The sequence below is a fragment of the Desulforamulus putei DSM 12395 genome, from assembly GCF_900129195.1.
Lineage (GTDB): Bacteria > Bacillota > Desulfotomaculia > Desulfotomaculales > Desulfotomaculaceae > Desulfotomaculum > Desulfotomaculum putei.
In genome coordinates this window covers 28389-46113 of record NZ_FQUY01000003.1, presented here as the reverse complement: position 1 = coordinate 46113, position 17725 = coordinate 28389, and the positions used below count along the sequence as shown (strand labels likewise).

At 51.1% G+C, this 17725-nt stretch carries 17 protein-coding genes, 1 other RNA gene and 1 other annotated feature; of the genes, 7 read left to right on the top strand and 11 right to left on the bottom strand.

Going from position 1 to position 17725, the window contains the following annotated elements; genetic code table 11:
• Window positions 1–158: 158 nt before the first annotated feature.
• The 7 genes from BUB67_RS03395 to hisS all read right to left on the bottom strand — a co-directional run bounded on the left by BUB67_RS03395 (window position 159) and on the right by hisS (window position 7879).
• Window positions 159–935 carry a tRNA threonylcarbamoyladenosine dehydratase gene (locus BUB67_RS03395; protein WP_238456938.1) on the bottom strand — a complete coding sequence of 259 codons (777 nt, stop codon included), beginning with the start codon at window positions 933–935 and terminating at the stop codon, window positions 159–161.
• A 13-nt stretch (window positions 936–948) separates the two neighbouring features.
• Complete coding sequence (locus tag BUB67_RS03390; RefSeq protein WP_238456937.1) at window positions 949–2376, bottom strand: sensor histidine kinase; 1428 nt, start codon at window positions 2374–2376, stop codon at window positions 949–951.
• Window positions 2373–3044, bottom strand: a complete 672-nt coding sequence (locus BUB67_RS03385) for a response regulator transcription factor (protein ID WP_073235760.1) — start codon at window positions 3042–3044, stop codon at window positions 2373–2375. Before BUB67_RS03385 ends, BUB67_RS03390 begins: the two co-directional genes overlap by 4 nt.
• Before the next feature lie 45 nt (window positions 3045–3089).
• Window positions 3090–4208: a S1C family serine protease gene (locus tag BUB67_RS03380; protein WP_143156990.1), complete on the bottom strand. Its 1119-nt coding sequence runs from the start codon at window positions 4206–4208 to the stop codon at window positions 3090–3092.
• Window positions 4209–4327: 119 nt separating this feature from the next.
• Window positions 4328–4516, bottom strand: a non-coding RNA gene (gene ssrS / locus BUB67_RS03375) — 6S RNA.
• A 236-nt stretch (window positions 4517–4752) separates the two neighbouring features.
• Entirely contained in the window at window positions 4753–6558 is a 1806-nt protein-coding gene (gene aspS / locus BUB67_RS03370; RefSeq protein WP_073235757.1) for an aspartate--tRNA ligase, read from the bottom strand.
• Between the two features lie 61 nt (window positions 6559–6619).
• Window positions 6620–7879, bottom strand: coding sequence for a histidine--tRNA ligase (gene hisS / locus BUB67_RS03365; RefSeq protein WP_073236173.1), 1260 nt, complete (start codon window positions 7877–7879; stop codon window positions 6620–6622).
• A 90-nt stretch (window positions 7880–7969) separates the two neighbouring features.
• Window positions 7970–8196, bottom strand: a binding site (T-box leader).
• A gap of 186 nt (window positions 8197–8382) precedes the next feature.
• Here hisS and BUB67_RS03360 point away from each other — a divergent pair.
• The 7 genes from BUB67_RS03360 (at window position 8383) to BUB67_RS03335 (ending at window position 13916) form a co-directional block, all read left to right on the top strand.
• Window positions 8383–8679 carry a DUF896 domain-containing protein gene (locus BUB67_RS03360; protein ID WP_073235754.1) on the top strand — a complete coding sequence of 99 codons (297 nt, stop codon included), beginning with the start codon at window positions 8383–8385 and terminating at the stop codon, window positions 8677–8679.
• 24 nt (window positions 8680–8703) lie between these two features.
• Window positions 8704–9423, top strand: coding sequence for an HAD family hydrolase (locus tag BUB67_RS03355; RefSeq protein WP_073235751.1), 720 nt, complete (start codon window positions 8704–8706; stop codon window positions 9421–9423).
• A 143-nt stretch (window positions 9424–9566) separates the two neighbouring features.
• Entirely contained in the window at window positions 9567–10832 is a 1266-nt protein-coding gene (locus BUB67_RS03350; protein WP_073235748.1) for a stalk domain-containing protein, read from the top strand.
• 112 nt (window positions 10833–10944) lie between these two features.
• On the top strand, window positions 10945–11094 hold the full coding sequence (locus BUB67_RS16545) for a hypothetical protein (RefSeq protein ID WP_200798114.1): 150 nt from the start codon (window positions 10945–10947) through the stop codon (window positions 11092–11094).
• Between the two features lie 293 nt (window positions 11095–11387).
• Entirely contained in the window at window positions 11388–11933 is a 546-nt protein-coding gene (yfcE, locus tag BUB67_RS03345) for a phosphodiesterase (protein ID WP_073235746.1), read from the top strand.
• Window positions 11934–12081: 148 nt separating this feature from the next.
• Window positions 12082–13086: a CoA transferase subunit A gene (locus BUB67_RS03340; RefSeq protein ID WP_073235744.1), complete on the top strand. Its 1005-nt coding sequence runs from the start codon at window positions 12082–12084 to the stop codon at window positions 13084–13086.
• 35 nt (window positions 13087–13121) lie between these two features.
• Window positions 13122–13916, top strand: a complete 795-nt coding sequence (locus BUB67_RS03335) for a CoA-transferase subunit beta (RefSeq protein ID WP_073235742.1) — start codon at window positions 13122–13124, stop codon at window positions 13914–13916.
• A 59-nt stretch (window positions 13917–13975) separates the two neighbouring features.
• Here the strand turns inward: BUB67_RS03335 and BUB67_RS03330 are convergent, their stop codons facing one another.
• The 4 genes from BUB67_RS03330 to BUB67_RS03315 all read right to left on the bottom strand — a co-directional run bounded on the left by BUB67_RS03330 (window position 13976) and on the right by BUB67_RS03315 (window position 17705).
• Window positions 13976–14176 (bottom strand): peptidase, encoded by a 201-nt coding sequence (locus tag BUB67_RS03330; protein ID WP_073235740.1) that lies wholly within the window; start codon window positions 14174–14176, stop codon window positions 13976–13978.
• A 47-nt stretch (window positions 14177–14223) separates the two neighbouring features.
• Window positions 14224–14841: an MBL fold metallo-hydrolase gene (locus BUB67_RS03325; protein ID WP_073235738.1), complete on the bottom strand. Its 618-nt coding sequence runs from the start codon at window positions 14839–14841 to the stop codon at window positions 14224–14226.
• 23 nt (window positions 14842–14864) lie between these two features.
• Window positions 14865–15314, bottom strand: coding sequence for a D-aminoacyl-tRNA deacylase (gene dtd, locus BUB67_RS03320; protein WP_073235735.1), 450 nt, complete (start codon window positions 15312–15314; stop codon window positions 14865–14867).
• A gap of 219 nt (window positions 15315–15533) precedes the next feature.
• Window positions 15534–17705 carry a RelA/SpoT family protein gene (locus tag BUB67_RS03315; protein WP_073235732.1) on the bottom strand — a complete coding sequence of 724 codons (2172 nt, stop codon included), beginning with the start codon at window positions 17703–17705 and terminating at the stop codon, window positions 15534–15536.
• Between the last annotated feature and the right edge of the window lie 20 nt (window positions 17706–17725).

The window sequence follows — 17725 nt, the reverse complement described above, 5'->3', positions numbered from 1 at the left end:
TTATTAATCCCAAGTAATCCGCTCGGTTTTATAGAATATGATATCACGCGTCAAAGTCACTGTCAATCATTAAATCCGACTAAATTACTCAAGTTTAAAATATAGAAAGTCTAATATAAGAATAAATACCACCGCTGGGGTGGTACTATGCAAGGATGCTATAATATTTTGTTTAGGTTATGACTCGTATTCGTTATCCCCAGGATGTCCCGCACCACCGCTCCGGCCAGGACCAGTCCGGCGGCGGCAGGGACAAAGGAAATGCTGCCCGGCGCAAAGGAATTGCTCTGGCTCTCCGGGTCCGCAGAGTCCGCCTTGACCCTAGCTACCCTGACCTTAGGTGTGACAGGTTGCTCCGGGGAGAAAACCACTTTGACCCCTTTGTGAATCGCAAACTTTCTCAATTCCCGACGAATCACCCTGGCCAGGGGGTCCACCGAGGTCTCGGAAATGTCCGCCACCCGGAAAGCGGCGGGGTCAAGCTTATTACCGGCTCCCATGCTGGAGATGACAGGAATGTTCTGGAAGTAACACCTTTTGATGATGTCTATTTTACCTGTAACATTATCAATGGCATCCACAACGTAAGAGTATTGGGGCTTTATCAACCGGTCCCCTTTTTCCGGGGTATAAAATTGTTTCAGTGGGATGACTGTGGCCCGGGGGTTAATAAGTTTGACCCTTGCCGCCATTAAATCTACCTTGTTTTGGCCAACGGTATTTTCCAGGGCATGCAACTGCCGGTTAATGTTGGTAATATCCACCGTGTCAAAATCCACCAGCGTCAGTTCCCCAATGCCGGCCCTGGCCAGGGCTTCCACCACGTAGGAACCTACACCCCCCACACCGAAAACAATGACCCTGGCAGATGCCAGTTTGGCCAACCCTTCTTCACCTATTAACATAGCTGTTCTGGAAAACCTGTACTGTTCCACGGGAACCTCCTGATCATTCGTGCATTTGCTTAAGGACCGGGAATGTTACCTTGAAAACACTCCCCTTCTTGAGTTCACTCTCAACGCTGATTTCCGCCCTGTGCTGTTCGGCAATCCATTTGGCAATGGACAAGCCCAGCCCGGTTCCTCCCACCGGCCTGGATTTATCCGACCGGTAGAAACGTTCAAAGATCCGGTTTAATTCACCGGGGTCGATGCCCATACCGGTGTCTTTGACCAGCACCTGTACACGGTCCCCGCCGCATGCAACCGACAGTTCCACCGTACCCGCCGGCGGAGTAAATTTAAAGGCATTATCCAATAGTATGAGTAACAGCTGCTTAACATAATCAGGGTCAGCCATGATATAGGTGTCTTTGCAGCGTTCGTCGATGTCAATTTTAAAGTTGATTTGGCCGGCCAGGATTTTGGCTTGCCGACCAACCTGCTGAAGGATTTGGACAACGGGCAGGGGTTGCAGGGACAGGGTGAGACCGGCATCCGCCCTGGCCAGCACCAGCATATCCGAAACCAGCCGGCTCATACGCTCAGCCTCGGAGGCAATGTCCGCCAGGGCCTCTTGCCGGATGGCGGGGTGTTCATCCCCCATTTTCCGTAATAAATCAATATTGCCCCGGATGGTTGTCAACGGCGTCTTTAATTCATGGGACACATCCGCCACAAATCTCCTCTGGGCGGCGTGGGATTCCTCCAATTCCCGGTAAGCCGCCTCCAGGCTGTCCAGCATCCCGTTCAATGTTGCTGACAGCCGCCCCAGTTCATCGTTGGGTCCTTCCCAGGCAATTCGCTGGTGGAGGTTTAACTCCTGACGGATGAGGGCTGCCGTCTTTGTGATTTCCTCAACGGGCCGCAGGGCCGTCCTGGCCAACCACCAGCCAATGGAACCGGCTGCCAGGATCATTAAGCCGCTCAACAGCCACAACAACCATTTCAACCTGTTCAGGGCCGCTTGTATCCCTGAAAAAGGTTGACCCACCTGGAGCAGTCCCACTACACGGTGTTCCGCCATTAAAGGATAATTATAGGTCCGGATCCTCTGGCCGCCCACCTGCAGCCATTCGTAGAAGCTCTGTCCGGTGACACCCAGCTTCAAGGTGTCTTCACTTAAGGGCAAAGTCTGGTTGGACAGGTTGCTGGACTTCGCCACCAGGCGCCCGTAGGGATCCACCACCTGCAGGTAGGTATTGGGATAGCCAAAAACATCCACATCCGGCAGTACAATCTGCTGCTGGCGAAACCAGTTGGGCCCCACCACTTTGATGGACCGGACCACCCCAACAGCCCGCCCCGCCAGCTCCCTGTCAATCTCCTGGACCATGCTGTACGAAAGAAACGTATAGAGAATAAAGGAGAAGGCAATTAAGGTTAAGCTTACAACGGCACTATACCATAATGTAAGTTTCAGCCTGACGGTCATCATTCCTGCTCCCTCAGTACATATCCCACTCCCCGGACGGTGTGGATCAGCCTTGGTCCATGTTCCTCCGTCTTCTGACGCAGCATATTTATGTAAACTTCTACCACGTTGGAGCCCCCGGTGTATTCCAGGCCCCAAACCCGGTCAATGATCCGATCCCTGGTTAACACCTGGTTGGGATGGTTTAGAAAAAGGTTCAACAGGTCAAACTCCCTGGAGGTGAGGAATAAAGGTTTGCCGGCCCGGCGTACCTCCCTGGTCTCCAGATCCATTTTCAGGTCGGAAAACTGGATGACCTTGCTGACATTGGCCTTGCGGCGCAGCAGGGCCTGGATGCGGGCCAGCAGTTCTTCCAGAGCAAAGGGCTTGCCCAGGTAGTCGTCGGCTCCCAAATTGAGACCCTTTACCTTACTTTCCACTTCATCCCTGGCACTGAGGATAAGAATAGGAATCACGTTTTCCTTGCGAAAGCGCTGGCAGATTTCCCAGCCGTCCAGCCCCGGCAGCATAATGTCCAATATCAACAATTCCGGCGGGTTGTTTCTGGCCATGTTCAGGCCGGTATATCCGTCGTTGGCTACCTCCACCCGGTATCCTTCATAGGTCAAGGCCCTTTGCAACATGGCCGTAATTTTGGGGTCATCATCAATTACCAAGATCCTGGCGCCCATTTCCTTCCCCCACTTTGTTTCCTAAAAAACCGGGCCGGGGCCCGGTTAAATTCTCCTGGTACTTTTATCTCCTATTATGACCTGTACTTCTTTGCTTTGTCCAGCCCTGACAACCACCAGCGTCACTTTTTGTCCCGGCTGTGTTTGATCCACCGCATCAATTAGTTCCTGGGGGGTCGTTAAAGTTTTGCCGTTAAATTGCAGAATGATGTCCCCGGGTTTTAAACCAACGGTCATAGCCGGGCTGTCCGGCGCCACCCCGGAGACTACCACACCCCTCTGATCCTGTGAAGGTTGGATGTTAACTCCGATATAAGGATGGGCAACGGTTCCTTTGGTTATTAGTTGATTATAAACCGAGGCCACCGTTGAAGAAGGAATGGCAAAACCAATTCCCTGGGCCTTTGCGTTTACTGCTGTGTTTACCCCTACCACTTCACCGTTCAGGTTGAGCAACGGCCCGCCGGAGTTGCCGGGGTTAATTGAGGCATCGGTCTGCAGGAGGTTACGGAATCTCCTGTCCCCGATGTTCACCGGCCTGCCCTTGGCGCTGATGACTCCCACTGTTACCGTATGGTCCAGGCCGTAAGGGTTGCCGATGGCAATGACCCAATCTCCTACTTCAATCCTATCGGAACTGCCGAATTTCAAAGTGGGCAGTTTTCCCTCTGGATTAATTTTAAGCACCGCTAAATCCAATTCCCGGTCAGCTCCGACCACCCTGGCCCGGTATTGCTTGTTGGTGGCCAGCGTAACCTGGATCTGGCTGGCTCCTTCAATGACATGATAATTCGTTACAATATAACCGTCTTCCGAAACAATGAAGCCGGAACCCATGCCGGTCTGCACCTGGGTTCTCGGCACTCCCTGGATACCGAAAAACTGCCTGAAAAAGGGGTCGTTAAGAAAGGGATCCATCTCAACCTCCGACTGAACCACCGTCTCAATCTTTACCACCGCCGGCGCAGTCTGCTTAACCACTGCCGATATATTGGCCGGTCTGATAAAGCCCTGCTCCGCCATGGCCGGCTTGTCTCCAATGGAAATCAAATGTTGCTGGCTGCTTGACCAGTGAAGTCCTACAACCACTAACAAAATCATCAACAGGCTCTTGGTCAGCAAAACAAAGAGTGGTTTGGAAAGTTTTTCCGCCCTTACTTTCATAAACATCTCTCCCTTGCATATAATTTTAAATTTATCATAAACATTGATCCTTAAAATTACCTTAAAAAGAAAAAACATCTCACCAGAGATGTTGCAGAAAAATTTTACGTAAACCATAAGGAAACCCCACCGTGCCGTGTTTTTACCCAAAGTTTTTTGAACCTGTTCTCCAACAGGTGGGTGTCCTTCCGCAATTTCCTGTTTCCTTATCCTAAGTAAGGTCTACATTCCCTTGCGTGAAACCGGGCTCCCTTTTTCTTCAATGTTGGCTCAAAACTTCAGGTATACCACGCACAAAGCAGGGCAGTGTTTTGTGCAAAATATAATTTTTTCAATCATTATGTTAACATATCGTTATCAAATTCGCAAGTCCTCCAGTGCTGCTTCGGATGCTCTGATTTTTCCAAAAATCAAAAAATAACGACATTTTTTGTGTTGCCGGCTAATAAAATAATCACCCGGCTCACTGCGTGGTCTCTTTGGACTGCACAAAAGAAAAGGCAACTGGGATACTGTTGAGTCCAGTTGCCTGATAAGATGTTTATTATTTCGTTCCGTTATTCTTAATGACCGCTGTGCTGCGGATATGCAGTTCGGCCAGTTGAGCCGGGTCCACCAGGTCCGGCGCCTGGGTCATCAGGCAGGTGGCGCTGGCGGTTTTGGGGAAAGCAATGACGTCACGGATGCTGTCTTTGCCGGCCAGCAGCATGACCAACCGGTCAAAGCCAAAGGCAATTCCTCCATGGGGAGGAGCGCCGTATTCAAAGGCCTCCAGCATAAAACCAAATTTTTCTCTGGCCTCCTCGGCACTGAGACCCAGTGCCTTAAACATCAATTCCTGCACATCTCGGCGGTGGATACGGATGCTGCCCCCGCCAACCTCCACACCGTTTAATACCATATCGTAGGCCCTGGCGCGGACTTTGCCGGGATCGCTCTCCAGCAGCGGCAGGTCCTCTTCCACAGGGGACGTGAAGGGATGGTGCATGGCAAAATACCGGCCCTCTTCGGGGTCGAATTCCAGCAGCGGAAAATCAGTAACCCAGAGGAAATTCCACATTCCCTGGGGAATCAGGTTCAGACGTTCCGCCAGGTGTACCCGCAGGGCGCCCAGGGAGGCTGCCACTACCGCCGGTTTGTCTGCCACAAAGAGCAGCAGGTCCCCCGGCTGCGCTTCCAGCTTATCCTGAATGGCCGCTATTTCTTCCGGTGTAAAAAACTTGGCAATGGGTGATTTCACCGAGCCGTCTTCATTGATAATGAAGTAAGCCAGGCCTTTGGCCTTGTAAACTGCCACATAGGCTGTCAAGTCATCAATCTCCTTGCGGGAGAAAGCACCACAGCCCCTGGCGTTGATGCCTTTTACCTGCCCGCCGCCGGCGACGGCGCTGTGGAAGACCTTAAATCCACACCGGGCGGCAATGGGTGTGATGTCCTTCAATTCCAGTCCGAATCGTGTATCCGGTTTATCAGAGCCAAAACGGTCCATGGCTTCCTGATAGGAAAGGCGAGGGAACGGTGTAGGGATTTCCAGACCGATGGTATCCCGGCAGACCCGGGCAATCATTTGCTCCATGAGGCCCATGACATCCTCGGCGTCCACAAAGGACATCTCCAGGTCGATCTGGGTAAATTCCGGCTGGCGGTCCGCCCGCAGATCCTCATCCCGAAAACAGCGGACAATTTGGAAATAACGCTCCATGCCGGCCAGCATCAAAATTTGCTTGAATAGTTGGGGGGACTGGGGCAGGGCATAAAATTTGCCGGGGTTAACCCGGCTGGGCACCAGGTAATCCCTGGCCCCTTCCGGGGTGCTTTTGGTGAGCATGGGAGTTTCAATTTCCCAAAAGCCGTGGTTGTCCAGAAAATCCCGCACGCTTTTGGCAGCCCGGTGACGCAGCATCATGGCCCGCTGCATTTCCGGACGGCGCAGGTCAAGATAACGATAGCGCAGGCGTAAATTTTCATCCACATCAATGTTGTCCTCAATATAGAAGGGAGGCGTTTTGGCCCGGTTCAGCACCCGCAGGGCATGGGCATAGACCTCCACTTCCCCGGTGGCCATATTGGGGTTGGCGGTACCCTCGGGGCGGGCCGTCACCTTGCCCACCACCGCCAGGACGTACTCGTTTCTAACGCCTTCGGCCTTTTTAAAGGCTTCTTCATTCACTTCCGGGCTGAAAACCACCTGGACAATGCCGGAACGGTCCCGCAAATCCACAAAGATCAATCCACCGTGGTCCCGACGTCTTTGTACCCAACCCATCAGCACAACTTCCTGACCTTCATGTTGTTTCCTCAAATCACCGCAATAACTGGTCCGGCGCAAACCATGCATAGATTCAGACATTTGTTGTACCCTCCATTGCTTTACCTTTCAAAATATTTCTATAGAAATTAAACATTGAACATTAACTTTTGGCTTTTATATAGTCCACCATGCCACCCATGGGAACTTCTTGCTGTTCACCGGCCTGCATATCCCGGACCACCGCCACTCCCCGGGCCACTTCTTCTTCACCCAGGATGATGACCAGCCGGGCGTCCAATTTACCGGCGTACTTCATTTGGGCCTTCAGACTGCGGCCCAGGTAATCCTTTTCGGCAGCAATCCCCTGCCTGCGCAATTGCTGCAGCAGTGTGAAGGCCTGCTTTTCCACCTCGGTACCGACGGTGGCAATGAAAACTGCGGGTCCCCTGGTGACCGGGAAAGTGATACCCTGGCGTTCCGCCGTCAATAAAATGCGCTCCAACCCCAGCGCAAAACCAATGCCGGGGGTAGGGGGACCGCCGCATTCTTCAATTAACCCGTTGTAGCGCCCGCCCCCGCCGACGGAGCTCTGGGCACCAATATCCCGGGCCATAATTTCAAAGGCGGTACGGGTGTAATAATCCAATCCCCTGACCAGCCGGTTGTCTACGATATATTGAACCCCCACTGCATCCAGGTAAGACTTTACCAGCTCAAAATGAGAATCGCATGCGGCACAGAGAGCGTCCAATGTGGTTGGCGCATGACGGCCGATATTCTGGCATTTTTCGTTTTTACAATCCAGGATGCGCAGCGGGTTTCTCTCAAACCGCCCCTGGCAGTTGGGGCACAGGTTTGCCAAGTGGGGGCGGAAATGCTCCTGGAGTTTTTCCCTTAAAATCGGGCGGCAGTCAGGGCAACCCACACTGTTGATATGAAGTTCAAGGTCTTTTAAACCAATTCTTTCATAGATATCCATGGCCATGGCAATGACTTCAGCATCCACAGCGGGACTGTCAGACCCAAATACTTCCACCCCAAACTGGTGAAACTGGCGGTAACGTCCTGCCTGGGGCCGGTCATAGCGGAACATGGGGCCTATGTAAAACAACTTGATCGGTTGGGGCATGGCGTACAGCTTATTTTCCACATAGGCCCTCACGGCAGCGGCGGTGCCTTCAGGCCTCAGCGTAATGCTGCGGTCACCCCGGTCGGTAAAGGTGTACATTTCTTTTTCTACAATGTCGGTGGTCTCCCCGACGCCCCGGGCAAACAACTCGGTATGTTCAAAAACAGGCGTTCGAACCTCGCCGTAGCCATATTCCCGGCATACCTGCCGGGCGAGCTCCTCCAGGTACTGCCACTTTTCAACTTCTCCCGGCAAAATATCGTTGGTACCTCTCGGCCTGGTCGTTAGCACAAAGTAAACCTCCTTGCCATCATTCCATTTACAAAGCATGCTGTTTGCCAAAGCAAAAATAAACTCCCGCCCCGGGCATGCCGCAGCATCGCCAGGGACGGGAGATCTTCCCGTGGTGCCACCCTGATTGAACATAAAAGTTCCTCTCAAGTCAACGATAACGGTGTTGATCCGTACCGGCCTACTGGGACTTCATCCTTTCGGGGGTAACTCCCGGGGGTTCTTCAGCCAAAGTTCTTGCAGAGAAGCTTTCAGTCCGGGGCTTCTCCTCCCTGAGCAAGGTTTCTCAAGCCTACTCTCCCGATCATAGATTTATCCTTATTAAACCTGAGAATTATTGTATGCAATAGAACGAAATTTGTCAATGTCACAGGTTATAAGCACACTTTCTAACTGTTAAAAATGGTGGCCAATGCTATAATAGTAATAGTATTAGGATGCTTCGGGATCGAACTTGTTCCCCTTGGGCGCCCCATGCTATACTAAAAATTGAGGTGATTTCCATGATCACAAAGGAACTGGTTGATAGAATTAACACACTGGCCCGTAAGCAGAGGACCGAAGGGCTGACCCCGGAGGAAAAGGAGGAACAGCACCAACTGCGCCAGCAGTATCTCAAGGGTATTCGCGGGCAAGTGATTAACGCCCTGAACAATATCAGATTTGCCGAGGGTGAGGGTTCCTGCGGCTGCGGGTGCGGTCAGCCCAAGCATCAACACCAACACCGGCCTCAGCACGGCAAAAACGGCGGCTGTGGCTGCAGCGGACACCATCATGGTAAAAAAAGCCCCTTACATTAGAATACAACCAAAGCGGAGGAAAACATGCTGAAAACCATCCTGTTCGATTTGGACGGCACTTTGCTGCCCATGGACCTGAATCGCTTTCTAACGAGTTACTTTGATCGCCTGACCAAATCCTGTTCTCATATTGTGGATCCCAAGGTGTTACATAAAAATATCTGGGCTTCCACCGAAGCCATGATTCGGGATAACCGCCCGCACAAAACCAACCAGGAGGTTTTTATGGAGGATTTTATCCCCCGCTTTAACCTGCCTGCCGATGAATTAATGCCTTTGTTTGATAACTTCTATAACGGTGAGTTCAGGGAACTGATTTGCTGCACCACCCCCACCCCGTTGTCCAGACAAATTTGCCTGCAATTAGTGGACAAGGGCTACCAACTGGTGCTGGCCACCAACCCCATTTTCCCTGACGTTGCCACCGCTCACCGGATGCGCTGGGCCGGTATCGATGATATACCCTGGGCCCTAGTCACCACTTATGAACACTGTCACTTCTGCAAACCCAACCCCAACTACTACAAAGAAATTCTGGAGAAAGTCGGCGCCAAACCGGAGGAAACCCTCATGGTGGGCAACGATACCAAAGAGGATTTAGTGGCTGGGAAATTGGGCATTAAAACCTACCTGGTAACCGATAATCTGATCGACCATGGCAATCCCGACTACGATGCGGACTTTGAAGGACGCCTGGAGGATTTCATGGAATTTGTCAGGAAGCTGCCAAAGGTAACACGCTAATAAAAATTTTTGTAATCATTTTTTAATACCTTTTTAAACAATACCTGGTATTATTGAAATTTAAAGACCAGGATTTTTTTTGATATTTTTGGTATGCAAACAACTGATTTGCTGGTAACTACAATATTGACGGGGGCTGAGAAATGAAACCTTTGATATGGTTAACGGCGGTTTTTCTGATGCTATTCACAAGCGCCCTGCCGGCTATGGCCCAGTCCGGTGGTGAGATTACGGTTTCCATAGATGGCTTGCCGGTGGCCTTTGATGTAAATCCGGTCATCGACAACAACCGTACTCTGGTTCCTTTCCGTGCCCTGGCAGAAGCCTTAAATGTACAAGTCACCTGGGATCAGAAAACCCGGACCATCGTGGGGGCAGACGGTAAAAACACCATTACCCTTCAAATAGGCAGCAAAACAGCCTTGCGGAACGGTATGGCAATACCATTGGATATGCCGCCCAGGGTGTTGAAAGGGAAAACCTTAATTCCCTTGAGGTTCTTCAGTGAGGCCTTTGCCTGTCAAGTGGCCTGGAGCCCGGCTGAAAATAAAATAAAGATCCTTTCCCCACCCCGGGAGATGACTGTCATCGGGTTTTATGCCCTGGGGGATCGGCAGACCAGCAGTTGGACCAATCTTTTTGGCAAACCCTTTCCTGACGCAGGTGTGGGCAATACTGATGTAGTGAATACCGTGGCCCTGGGTTGGTACAGTTTGGACCGGCAAGGCAATCTGCTCACCAAGAGTAGCACCGGCTGGCAGAGGCCGGATGATTATGAAAAGGTTTTGGACAAGGCTGAAGAATTTGGTTTGAAAACCCAAATGGTGCTTCACATGACCGATGGAGACGGTTCTCTTACTAACTTGTTGGCTAACGAGATCGCCATGAGGAAGGCTGTAGCAGCCATCATAGAGGAAGCTAAAAACTACCAAGGGGTTCATCTGGACTTTGAAGGATTGGGCCGGCAGGACAAGGGCGAAGGTTTAACCCGGGTAAGAGACAGCTTCAGCAACTTTGTCAACCTGTTATCTCAACCACTCAAGGCGGCAAACCTCCCGTTAACCCTGACCCTGCACGCACCTAACAGTGCTTATCAGGGTTATGATTATAAAAAGTTGGGGCAAATGGCCGACGAAATTATTATCATGGCCCATGATTACGGGGTAAAGCCCGAGCCGGTGGATCTGGTCACCCAGGCCGTCAAGTGGGCCAGCCAGATGATGCCGCCGGAAAAATTAATCCTGGGTATCTCCGTTCCCAGCGAAACACCGGAAAGCCTGGTAACCAAAGTAGGCATTGCCAAGCGGTATCAACTAAAAGGGATTTCCCTCTGGCGGCTGGGACTGGTATCTGAAGAAATGTGGACCTCTCTGAGAACTTGTGTTGTTACGCGAAAACAGAAAACCTGAGCATGTCCTCTAAAGATTACAGCCCACCTGGAAAACCGGTGGGCTGTATCAACATAACGGATGCCGGTCAGGGAAAAGATAATCTTAACTCCCTTACGGAAAGGATGATACCATGCCTCGCAACAAGAAAAAAACCGAGAACAAGAGCCCTGTCGTAGCCCCCGGCATGTATGATTTTCTAGAACAGGACGCAACCCCTGAAGAAATCAAACGGGGTGAGTTTACCCGGGTAACTATGTTATCCTATGATGAAACACATTGATGCTTTTGATAAAACCTCAGGACTTTTCCTGGGGTTTTCTTGCGCAAGCCAGAGTGTTGACAAACCCGGGGGTGGGTGTTTCTATTATCCCCGTTCGTTCAAGGTCTCAGCGCCGACAGCACTGAGATTATTTCCAAATTAAATACAGATGTTTTAATTTTTGTATTTATAGATTAGAGATTATTTTGGCACAGTTTTAACTATTTATTTTAAGAAAGGATTATTTCACCCATAATAGAATTAGCCATTTAGGGACTTATTATAAATAAAGGTCAACCGGGAGTGATTTTACTGTGAGAATTGGCGTCATCAGCGATACCCATGGAAGCTTGCTGCATTTTGAAAAGGCCCTTGAAGTAATAGGAAATGCTGATTTTATTATTCACGGGGGCGATGTTTTATATCACGGGCCGAGGAATCCCCTTCCGGAAGGTTACTCTCCCAAGGAGTTGGCTGAAAAAATCAATTCCATGAATAACCTCATTTTTGTCAGGGGAAATTGCGATGCCGATGTGGATCAAATGGTGATCAAACACCCCTTGCAAAGTCCTTATGTTCTTTTACAACTTGGTAAGCTTAAAATCCTGGCCGTCCACGGATATACCCGGGAAAAACACCAGTACATACAAATGGCCAGGGATTTTAAGGTGGATCTTTTTATTTATGGCCATACCCATGTCAAAGAGCTCTATAAGGACGATGATTTAATTGTCTTAAACCCCGGCAGTACCGCTCTGCCCAAGGACGGTATTCATTCGGCAGCAGTCATCGACGATCTATCCATCCGGCTAACCAATTTAGACAACGGTCAGGTTGTCAAGGAGCTTCCTCTGGCTTAGGCAAAAAACAGAAATGGTACCCCGCCAACGAAAAAAGAGAGGCACCCTCTCTTTTTTGTTTGAGAAAAACATATCAAATATTTAAAACAGTTAACGAATATTTATGCTATAATCGTTTCTAAAATACCGACACTTATCGGAGGAATTTATGGATTGGACAGGATTATCACCTGATGAAGCCAGAAAGCTGCTGGTGAACAAGGATAAATCGAAACGGGACAAACGCATGGACCTGGCCAGGGCCGTTGCAACCTTTGTAAGGGACGGGGACAACATCGGGATTGCCGGTTTTGTCAACAGCCGGCAGCCGGTTGCCGCAGTCCACGAAATCATTCGGCAGGCTAAAAAAGACTTAACCCTCTCCTTCCACTCCGCCGGCCTGGCCGTTGAGTACTTGGCAGGAGCAATGGCATTGGAAGAAAGCAGTTGTACTATTAAACGCCTGGAATTTGCCTACTGGGGCATCGAGTTGTTTGGCATTTCCCCCATGCTGCGGTACCTGGCGGAAAACGGCAAGGTGGAGTTGGAGGACTGGAGCAACTTTAACATGTCGGCCAGGTTCAAGGCGGCAGCCATGGGGCTTCCCTTTATGCCCTGCCGCAGTCCCCTGGGCAGTGACGTCATGAAAGCAAACCGGGCCAAATTGATGGACTGTCCTTTCACCGGAACTCCCGTGGTCCTGGTGCCCGCCTGCCATCCTAATGTCGCCCTGATCCATGTCCAGGAAGCGGATATGTACGGCAACTGCAGAATTGAGGGACCGTTGTTTACCTGCCCTGAAATCTCAATGGCCGCCGGTTATACCATCGTGACCTGTGAGCGAATCATCGACCATGAAGAAATGGTGCGAGACCCTAACCGCATCAATATCCCGTTTTTTGCTGTTGACGCAGTGGTGGAGGTCCCCTTTGGAGCCTACCCGGGCAATTGCCACAGTTGGTATTATTTTGACGAAATACATATACGGGAATTTCGTTCCGCGGGAGAAGCATTTCGTAAAGGCCATAAAGATTCTTTGAGGAGCTATTACAATCGATATATCTGGGGCGTTCGGGATACAGACGGGTTTATTGAACAAATTCCCTATCGTCAATTAAAACATATCCAACAAATTGAGCTGCGGGAATTTCAACTTATGCGCAGCCAAAATTAAAAAGATTTAGGTGAAACTCCATTGGGAGGTAAATCATGCCGAATTACAATTTTTCACCCCAGGAAATGATCGTTGTTGCAGGTGCCAGGGTTCTGGAAAATAACAAGGTGGTATTTGCCGGCACAGGTTTGCCCATGGTGGCCATCACCCTGGCCCAGCTCACCCACGCTCCGGGAATCATTCCTGTTTTTGAAGCGGGAGCCGTCGGTCCCACCTTAAACCGGGGATTGCCCTTATCGGTTGGTTGTTCCCGCACCACCAGCAAAGCCATGTACCTGCAGGGCTTGAATGCCGCCTTTGAACTGGCCCAGAGAGGTTTCTGTGATTTTGGCTTCATTGGCGGAGCCGAAATTGACATGTATGGCAACCTGAACTCCACCATGATCGGGCAATTCCCGGAAGCATACCGGAGACCTCAACTCCGGCTGCCCGGCAGCGGCGGCGCCAGCGATATGGCGGCCTCCTGTGAGCGTACCATCGTTATCATGTCCCACGAAAAAAGAAGATTCAAAGAAAGGCTGAGCTATCGAACCAGCCCGGGATACCTGGACGGCAGTCCGGACGCCCGTCAAAGGGCCGGCCTGTTGGGGCAGGGTCCCTACCGGGTGATCACCAGCCGGGCCATCCTGGGATTTGACGAAGCTACCCGTCGCATGAAGCTCCTGGCCACCATGCCGGGGGAAACGGTGGCAAGCGTGCAGGAACATACGGGCTTTGAACTGCTGGTGGATGATAACGTATACCCGTATGAACCCCCTACACAGGAAGAACTGCGTTTGATCCGGGAAGAAATCGACCCCCGGGGCTATTTCATCGGGAGGAAGGGATAGTGTAAAAATAAGGAAATCCTGTAAGTAGGATTACTGCAGGATTTCCTTTGGTAGGATTTCTATTTTGTTGGTGGTTCGGTCTCTATCCCCTGTTCCTTCAGATATTCCTTTATTTTCTCTACGATGGCCCTGTCGTCGGGCTGGTTCATTAAAATAATCTCCCTTATGTTCACCAACATGGCTGTTAAAGCAGCCTTATCTCTTTCGTATAAATCAATAATCAGTTCGACATCGGCACTTGTTTTGGGCCTGCTCAGCATGTTTCAGCCTCCTAAAAAACGCCACAGTTTTCCGTGGCGTTGATTTTTTACAAAAAGGGGTTATGTCTTTTTTCTTCACCGATGGTGGAGGTTGGGCCATGTCCGGGATAAATCTTGGTATCTTCCGGAAGCGCCAGCAGTTTACTTTTAATGGACTTGATCAATGTGGTATGGCTGCCCCCGGGGAAATCGCTGCGTCCGATGGATCGGGCAAACAGCGTGTCACCGGTGAACAGGTCTTTGCCGGCTCTCAGGCAGATGCCGCCCGGGGTGTGGCCGGGGGTATGGATCACCTCCAGGGTGACAGTCCCCACCTGAATGGTATCTCCATCCTCCAGCAGCCTGTCGGCGGGCTTAAAGGACAGTTGCTCCCCCAACCAGGCAGACAGGTTGCGGGCGGGGTTGGTCAGCATTTCCCCGTCCTGGGCATGAATCATCACCGGCGCGCCGGTGGCCTTTTTTAGCTCCCCCACCGCCCCGATGTGATCGGCATGGCCGTGGGTCAGGACAACAGCAGCAACCTTTAATCCCCCTTTGGCCAGCCTGTCTAAAATGCGCCCGGCTTCGTCACCGGGGTCCACCACGGCTGCCTGGCCTGTTTCCTCGCAGCCGATGATATAACAGTTCACCTCTAAATTTCCCACTGGTAATGTTTCAATGATCAAAGGAACCATCCCCCAGTATGTTATTAAAAAGTTTTACGGCTGTCCAGCAATAGTGTAACCGGACCGTCATTAATAATTTCCACCACCATATGCTCCTGAAAGACACCGGTGGCAGTGGGCAGGCCGTTACATATCAGTCTCTGCACAAAGACCTGGTAAAGTTCCCTGGCTACTTCCGGGGGAGCCGCCTCGGAGTAACTGGGCCGCCGCCCCTTACGGCAGTCTCCGTAAAGGGTAAACTGGGATATGGCCAGTACACCGCCTCCCACATCCTGTACGGAGAGGTTTAACTTCCCCTGATCGTCATCAAAAATTCGCAGTTGGCTGATTTTATCCGCCAGGTAGCGGGCATCATCGGGGGTATCTCCCTGTCCCACCCCCAGCAAAACCACCAGACCGTGGCCGATTTCGCCGACCAGTTCGTTGTTGACTGTAACGGATCCTCTTTGTACACGCTGGACCACTGCTCGCAAGATTACACCTCCGTTTGGCCGTTGGCCATTGGCCATTGGCTTTTGGCTATTTATGGTCTAAAGGTTAAACATATTATTTAATGATTGAATTTCATAAACATGGTTTTCATGGTATACCCCAGTGGATTCTTCACTTCCTAAAAGCCAATGGCCAACGGCTAATGGCTAATGGCCAACAGCTAAGGGCCAATGGCCAACGGCCAATGTCCATGGCTGATCCTACCCGGTGGACACCCGCCGCACCCCATAGGTATCCTTAACCTTCTTAATCTTATTAACAAGATATTCCAACTGCTCTGTGTTGCGCACCTGCAGGGCCAGTTCAATGGTTGCCACACGGTCCTTGCGGGAGCGGGCATTCACCCGGCTGGCATTGATTTTTAAGTCAAGCAACACGTTTAATATCTCGTTGAGAAAACCAGCCCGGTCCAGACCGGTGATCTCCAGTTTTACATGAAAAGGTGATTGGAAGTCTTTATCCCAGGCCACTTCAACAATCCTTTCCGGCTCGTTGCTTTGGATGGGCTGTAAGTTGGCACAGTCCGCCCGGTGGATGGAAACACCTCTGCCCCGGGTGATATAACCAACGATGGGGTCGCCGGGTACCGGGTTGCAGCAATGGGCCAGGCGGATCAACAAATTGTCAATCCCTTTTACCCGAATGCCCTGGGTGGGCTTACCCCATTCCGCCGCCTTGCTCTCGGCCTTCTTCATCATTTCCTCGGCCAGCGGACGGCGTTCCTTTTCGGTGCGGTACTCTTCCCGGATCCTGGTTACTATCTGACTGGGCATCATCTGCCCATCCCCGATGGCTGCGTATAAATCATCTACCGATGACTGGGCCAGTCTCCTGGCGTATTCCTGCAGTTTTTCGCCCCGTACCAGTTCCAGATCCAGTCCCTGCTTGCGGGCTTCCCGTTCCAGGGCATCCCGGCCCCGGGCGATGTTTTCATCCCGCCTTTCTTTCTTAAACCACTGCCGAATACGGTTTTTGGCCTGGGACGTCTTGACGATGTTAAGCCAGTCCCTGCTGGGACCGTTGCTGGCCTTGGAGGTAATAATTTCTACAATGTCGCCGTTTTTTAGTTTATAATCCAGGGGCACGATGCGCCCGTTTACCTTGGCCCCCACTGTCCGGTGTCCCACATCGGTATGAATGCGGTAAGCAAAATCCAGGGGTACGGCGCCGGCGGGCAGTTCCATGACGTCACCCTTGGGAGTAAAGACAAATACCGACTGGGAGAACAAATCGATTTTGAGGTTTTCCATGAATTCCCTGGCATCCCGGGCCTCATGCTGGGCATCCAGCATCTGGCGAATCCAGGCCAGTTTCTTATCAAAATCCTTTTCTCCCTGAGCGCCTTCTTTATACCGCCAGTGGGCTGCAATACCGTATTCTGCAACCCTGTGCATTTCCCAGGTGCGGATTTGTATTTCCACCGGCTCACCGTTGGGCCCAATCACCGTGGTATGCAGGGACTGGTACATATTGGACTTGGGCATGGCAATATAGTCCTTGAAACGGCCGGGAATGGGTTTCCAAAGGGTATGGGCGATGCCCAGGGCGCCATAACAGTCTTTCACCGAATTTACCAGCACCCGCACAGCCTGTACATCAAAAATATCTTTTAATTCCTTTTGCTGCTCTATCATTTTCTGGTAAATGGAATACAAGTTTTTCGGCCTGCCCTGGATTTCTGCTTTTATGTTGACGGCGGCCAGCTTTTCCGCCAGTTCTTTGATAACCCCTTGAATGTATTCCTCACGCTTGGCCCTGGATTTGGCGATTTGCGCCTTCATGCGCTGGTATTGCTCCGGTTCCAGATAGCGAAAGGATAAATCTTCCAGTTCCCATTTAATCTTGTAGATCCCCAAACGGTGGGCCATGGGGGCAAAAAAGTGCAGGGTCTCTTCGGCCACTTCCTTTTGCTTCCGCTCGGACTGAAACTGGAGCGTGCGTAAATTATGCAGCCGGTCCGCCAGTTTAATTAAAATAACCCGGATATCTTTGGCCATGGCCAGGAACATTTTACGAAGGTTTTCCGCCTGCCGCTCCTCTTTGGTCTGATACTGAAGTTTGCCCAGTTTGGTGACGCCGTCCACCATGGTGGCCACTTCCGGGCCAAAGTTGTTTTCAATATCCGTCAGGGTAATGCCCGTGTCTTCCACCACATCGTGCAGCAGCCCTGCGGCCACCGTCTGCACATCCAACTGCAGTTCCGCTAAAATGATGGAGATGGCCAGCGGGTGAACAATATAGTCCTCTCCGGAGATGCGCTTCTGGCCCCTGTGGGCATTCTCTGCAAAGTTATAGGCCTTACGGAGGAAAGCAATGTCCGCCGAAGGATTATAAAGCAATACCTTTTGTTCCAGTTCAAACAGTGAAGACATGCTTCACCTCCTAACACCCG

Excerpts from the sequence above, each read along its gene's own strand:
- BUB67_RS03380 (WP_143156990.1), bottom strand. The coding sequence starts at position 4,208 with ATGAAAGTAAGGGCGGAAAAACTTTCCAAACCACTCTTTGTTTTGCTG.
- aspS (WP_073235757.1), bottom strand. The coding sequence starts at position 6,558 with ATGTCTGAATCTATGCATGGTTTGCGCCGGACCAGTTATTGCGGTGAT.
- BUB67_RS03335 (WP_073235742.1), top strand. The coding sequence starts at position 13,122 with ATGCCGAATTACAATTTTTCACCCCAGGAAATGATCGTTGTTGCAGGT.
- BUB67_RS03350 (WP_073235748.1), top strand. The coding sequence starts at position 9,567 with ATGAAACCTTTGATATGGTTAACGGCGGTTTTTCTGATGCTATTCACA.
- BUB67_RS03315 (WP_073235732.1), bottom strand. The coding sequence starts at position 17,705 with ATGTCTTCACTGTTTGAACTGGAACAAAAGGTATTGCTTTATAATCCT.
- BUB67_RS03360 (WP_073235754.1), top strand. The coding sequence starts at position 8,383 with ATGATCACAAAGGAACTGGTTGATAGAATTAACACACTGGCCCGTAAG.
- BUB67_RS03385 (WP_073235760.1), bottom strand. The coding sequence starts at position 3,044 with ATGGGCGCCAGGATCTTGGTAATTGATGATGACCCCAAAATTACGGCC.
- BUB67_RS16545 (WP_200798114.1), top strand. The coding sequence starts at position 10,945 with ATGCCTCGCAACAAGAAAAAAACCGAGAACAAGAGCCCTGTCGTAGCC.
- BUB67_RS03390 (WP_238456937.1), bottom strand. The coding sequence starts at position 2,376 with ATGATGACCGTCAGGCTGAAACTTACATTATGGTATAGTGCCGTTGTA.
- BUB67_RS03340 (WP_073235744.1), top strand. The coding sequence starts at position 12,082 with ATGGATTGGACAGGATTATCACCTGATGAAGCCAGAAAGCTGCTGGTG.
- BUB67_RS03355 (WP_073235751.1), top strand. The coding sequence starts at position 8,704 with ATGCTGAAAACCATCCTGTTCGATTTGGACGGCACTTTGCTGCCCATG.
- BUB67_RS03330 (WP_073235740.1), bottom strand. The coding sequence starts at position 14,176 with ATGCTGAGCAGGCCCAAAACAAGTGCCGATGTCGAACTGATTATTGAT.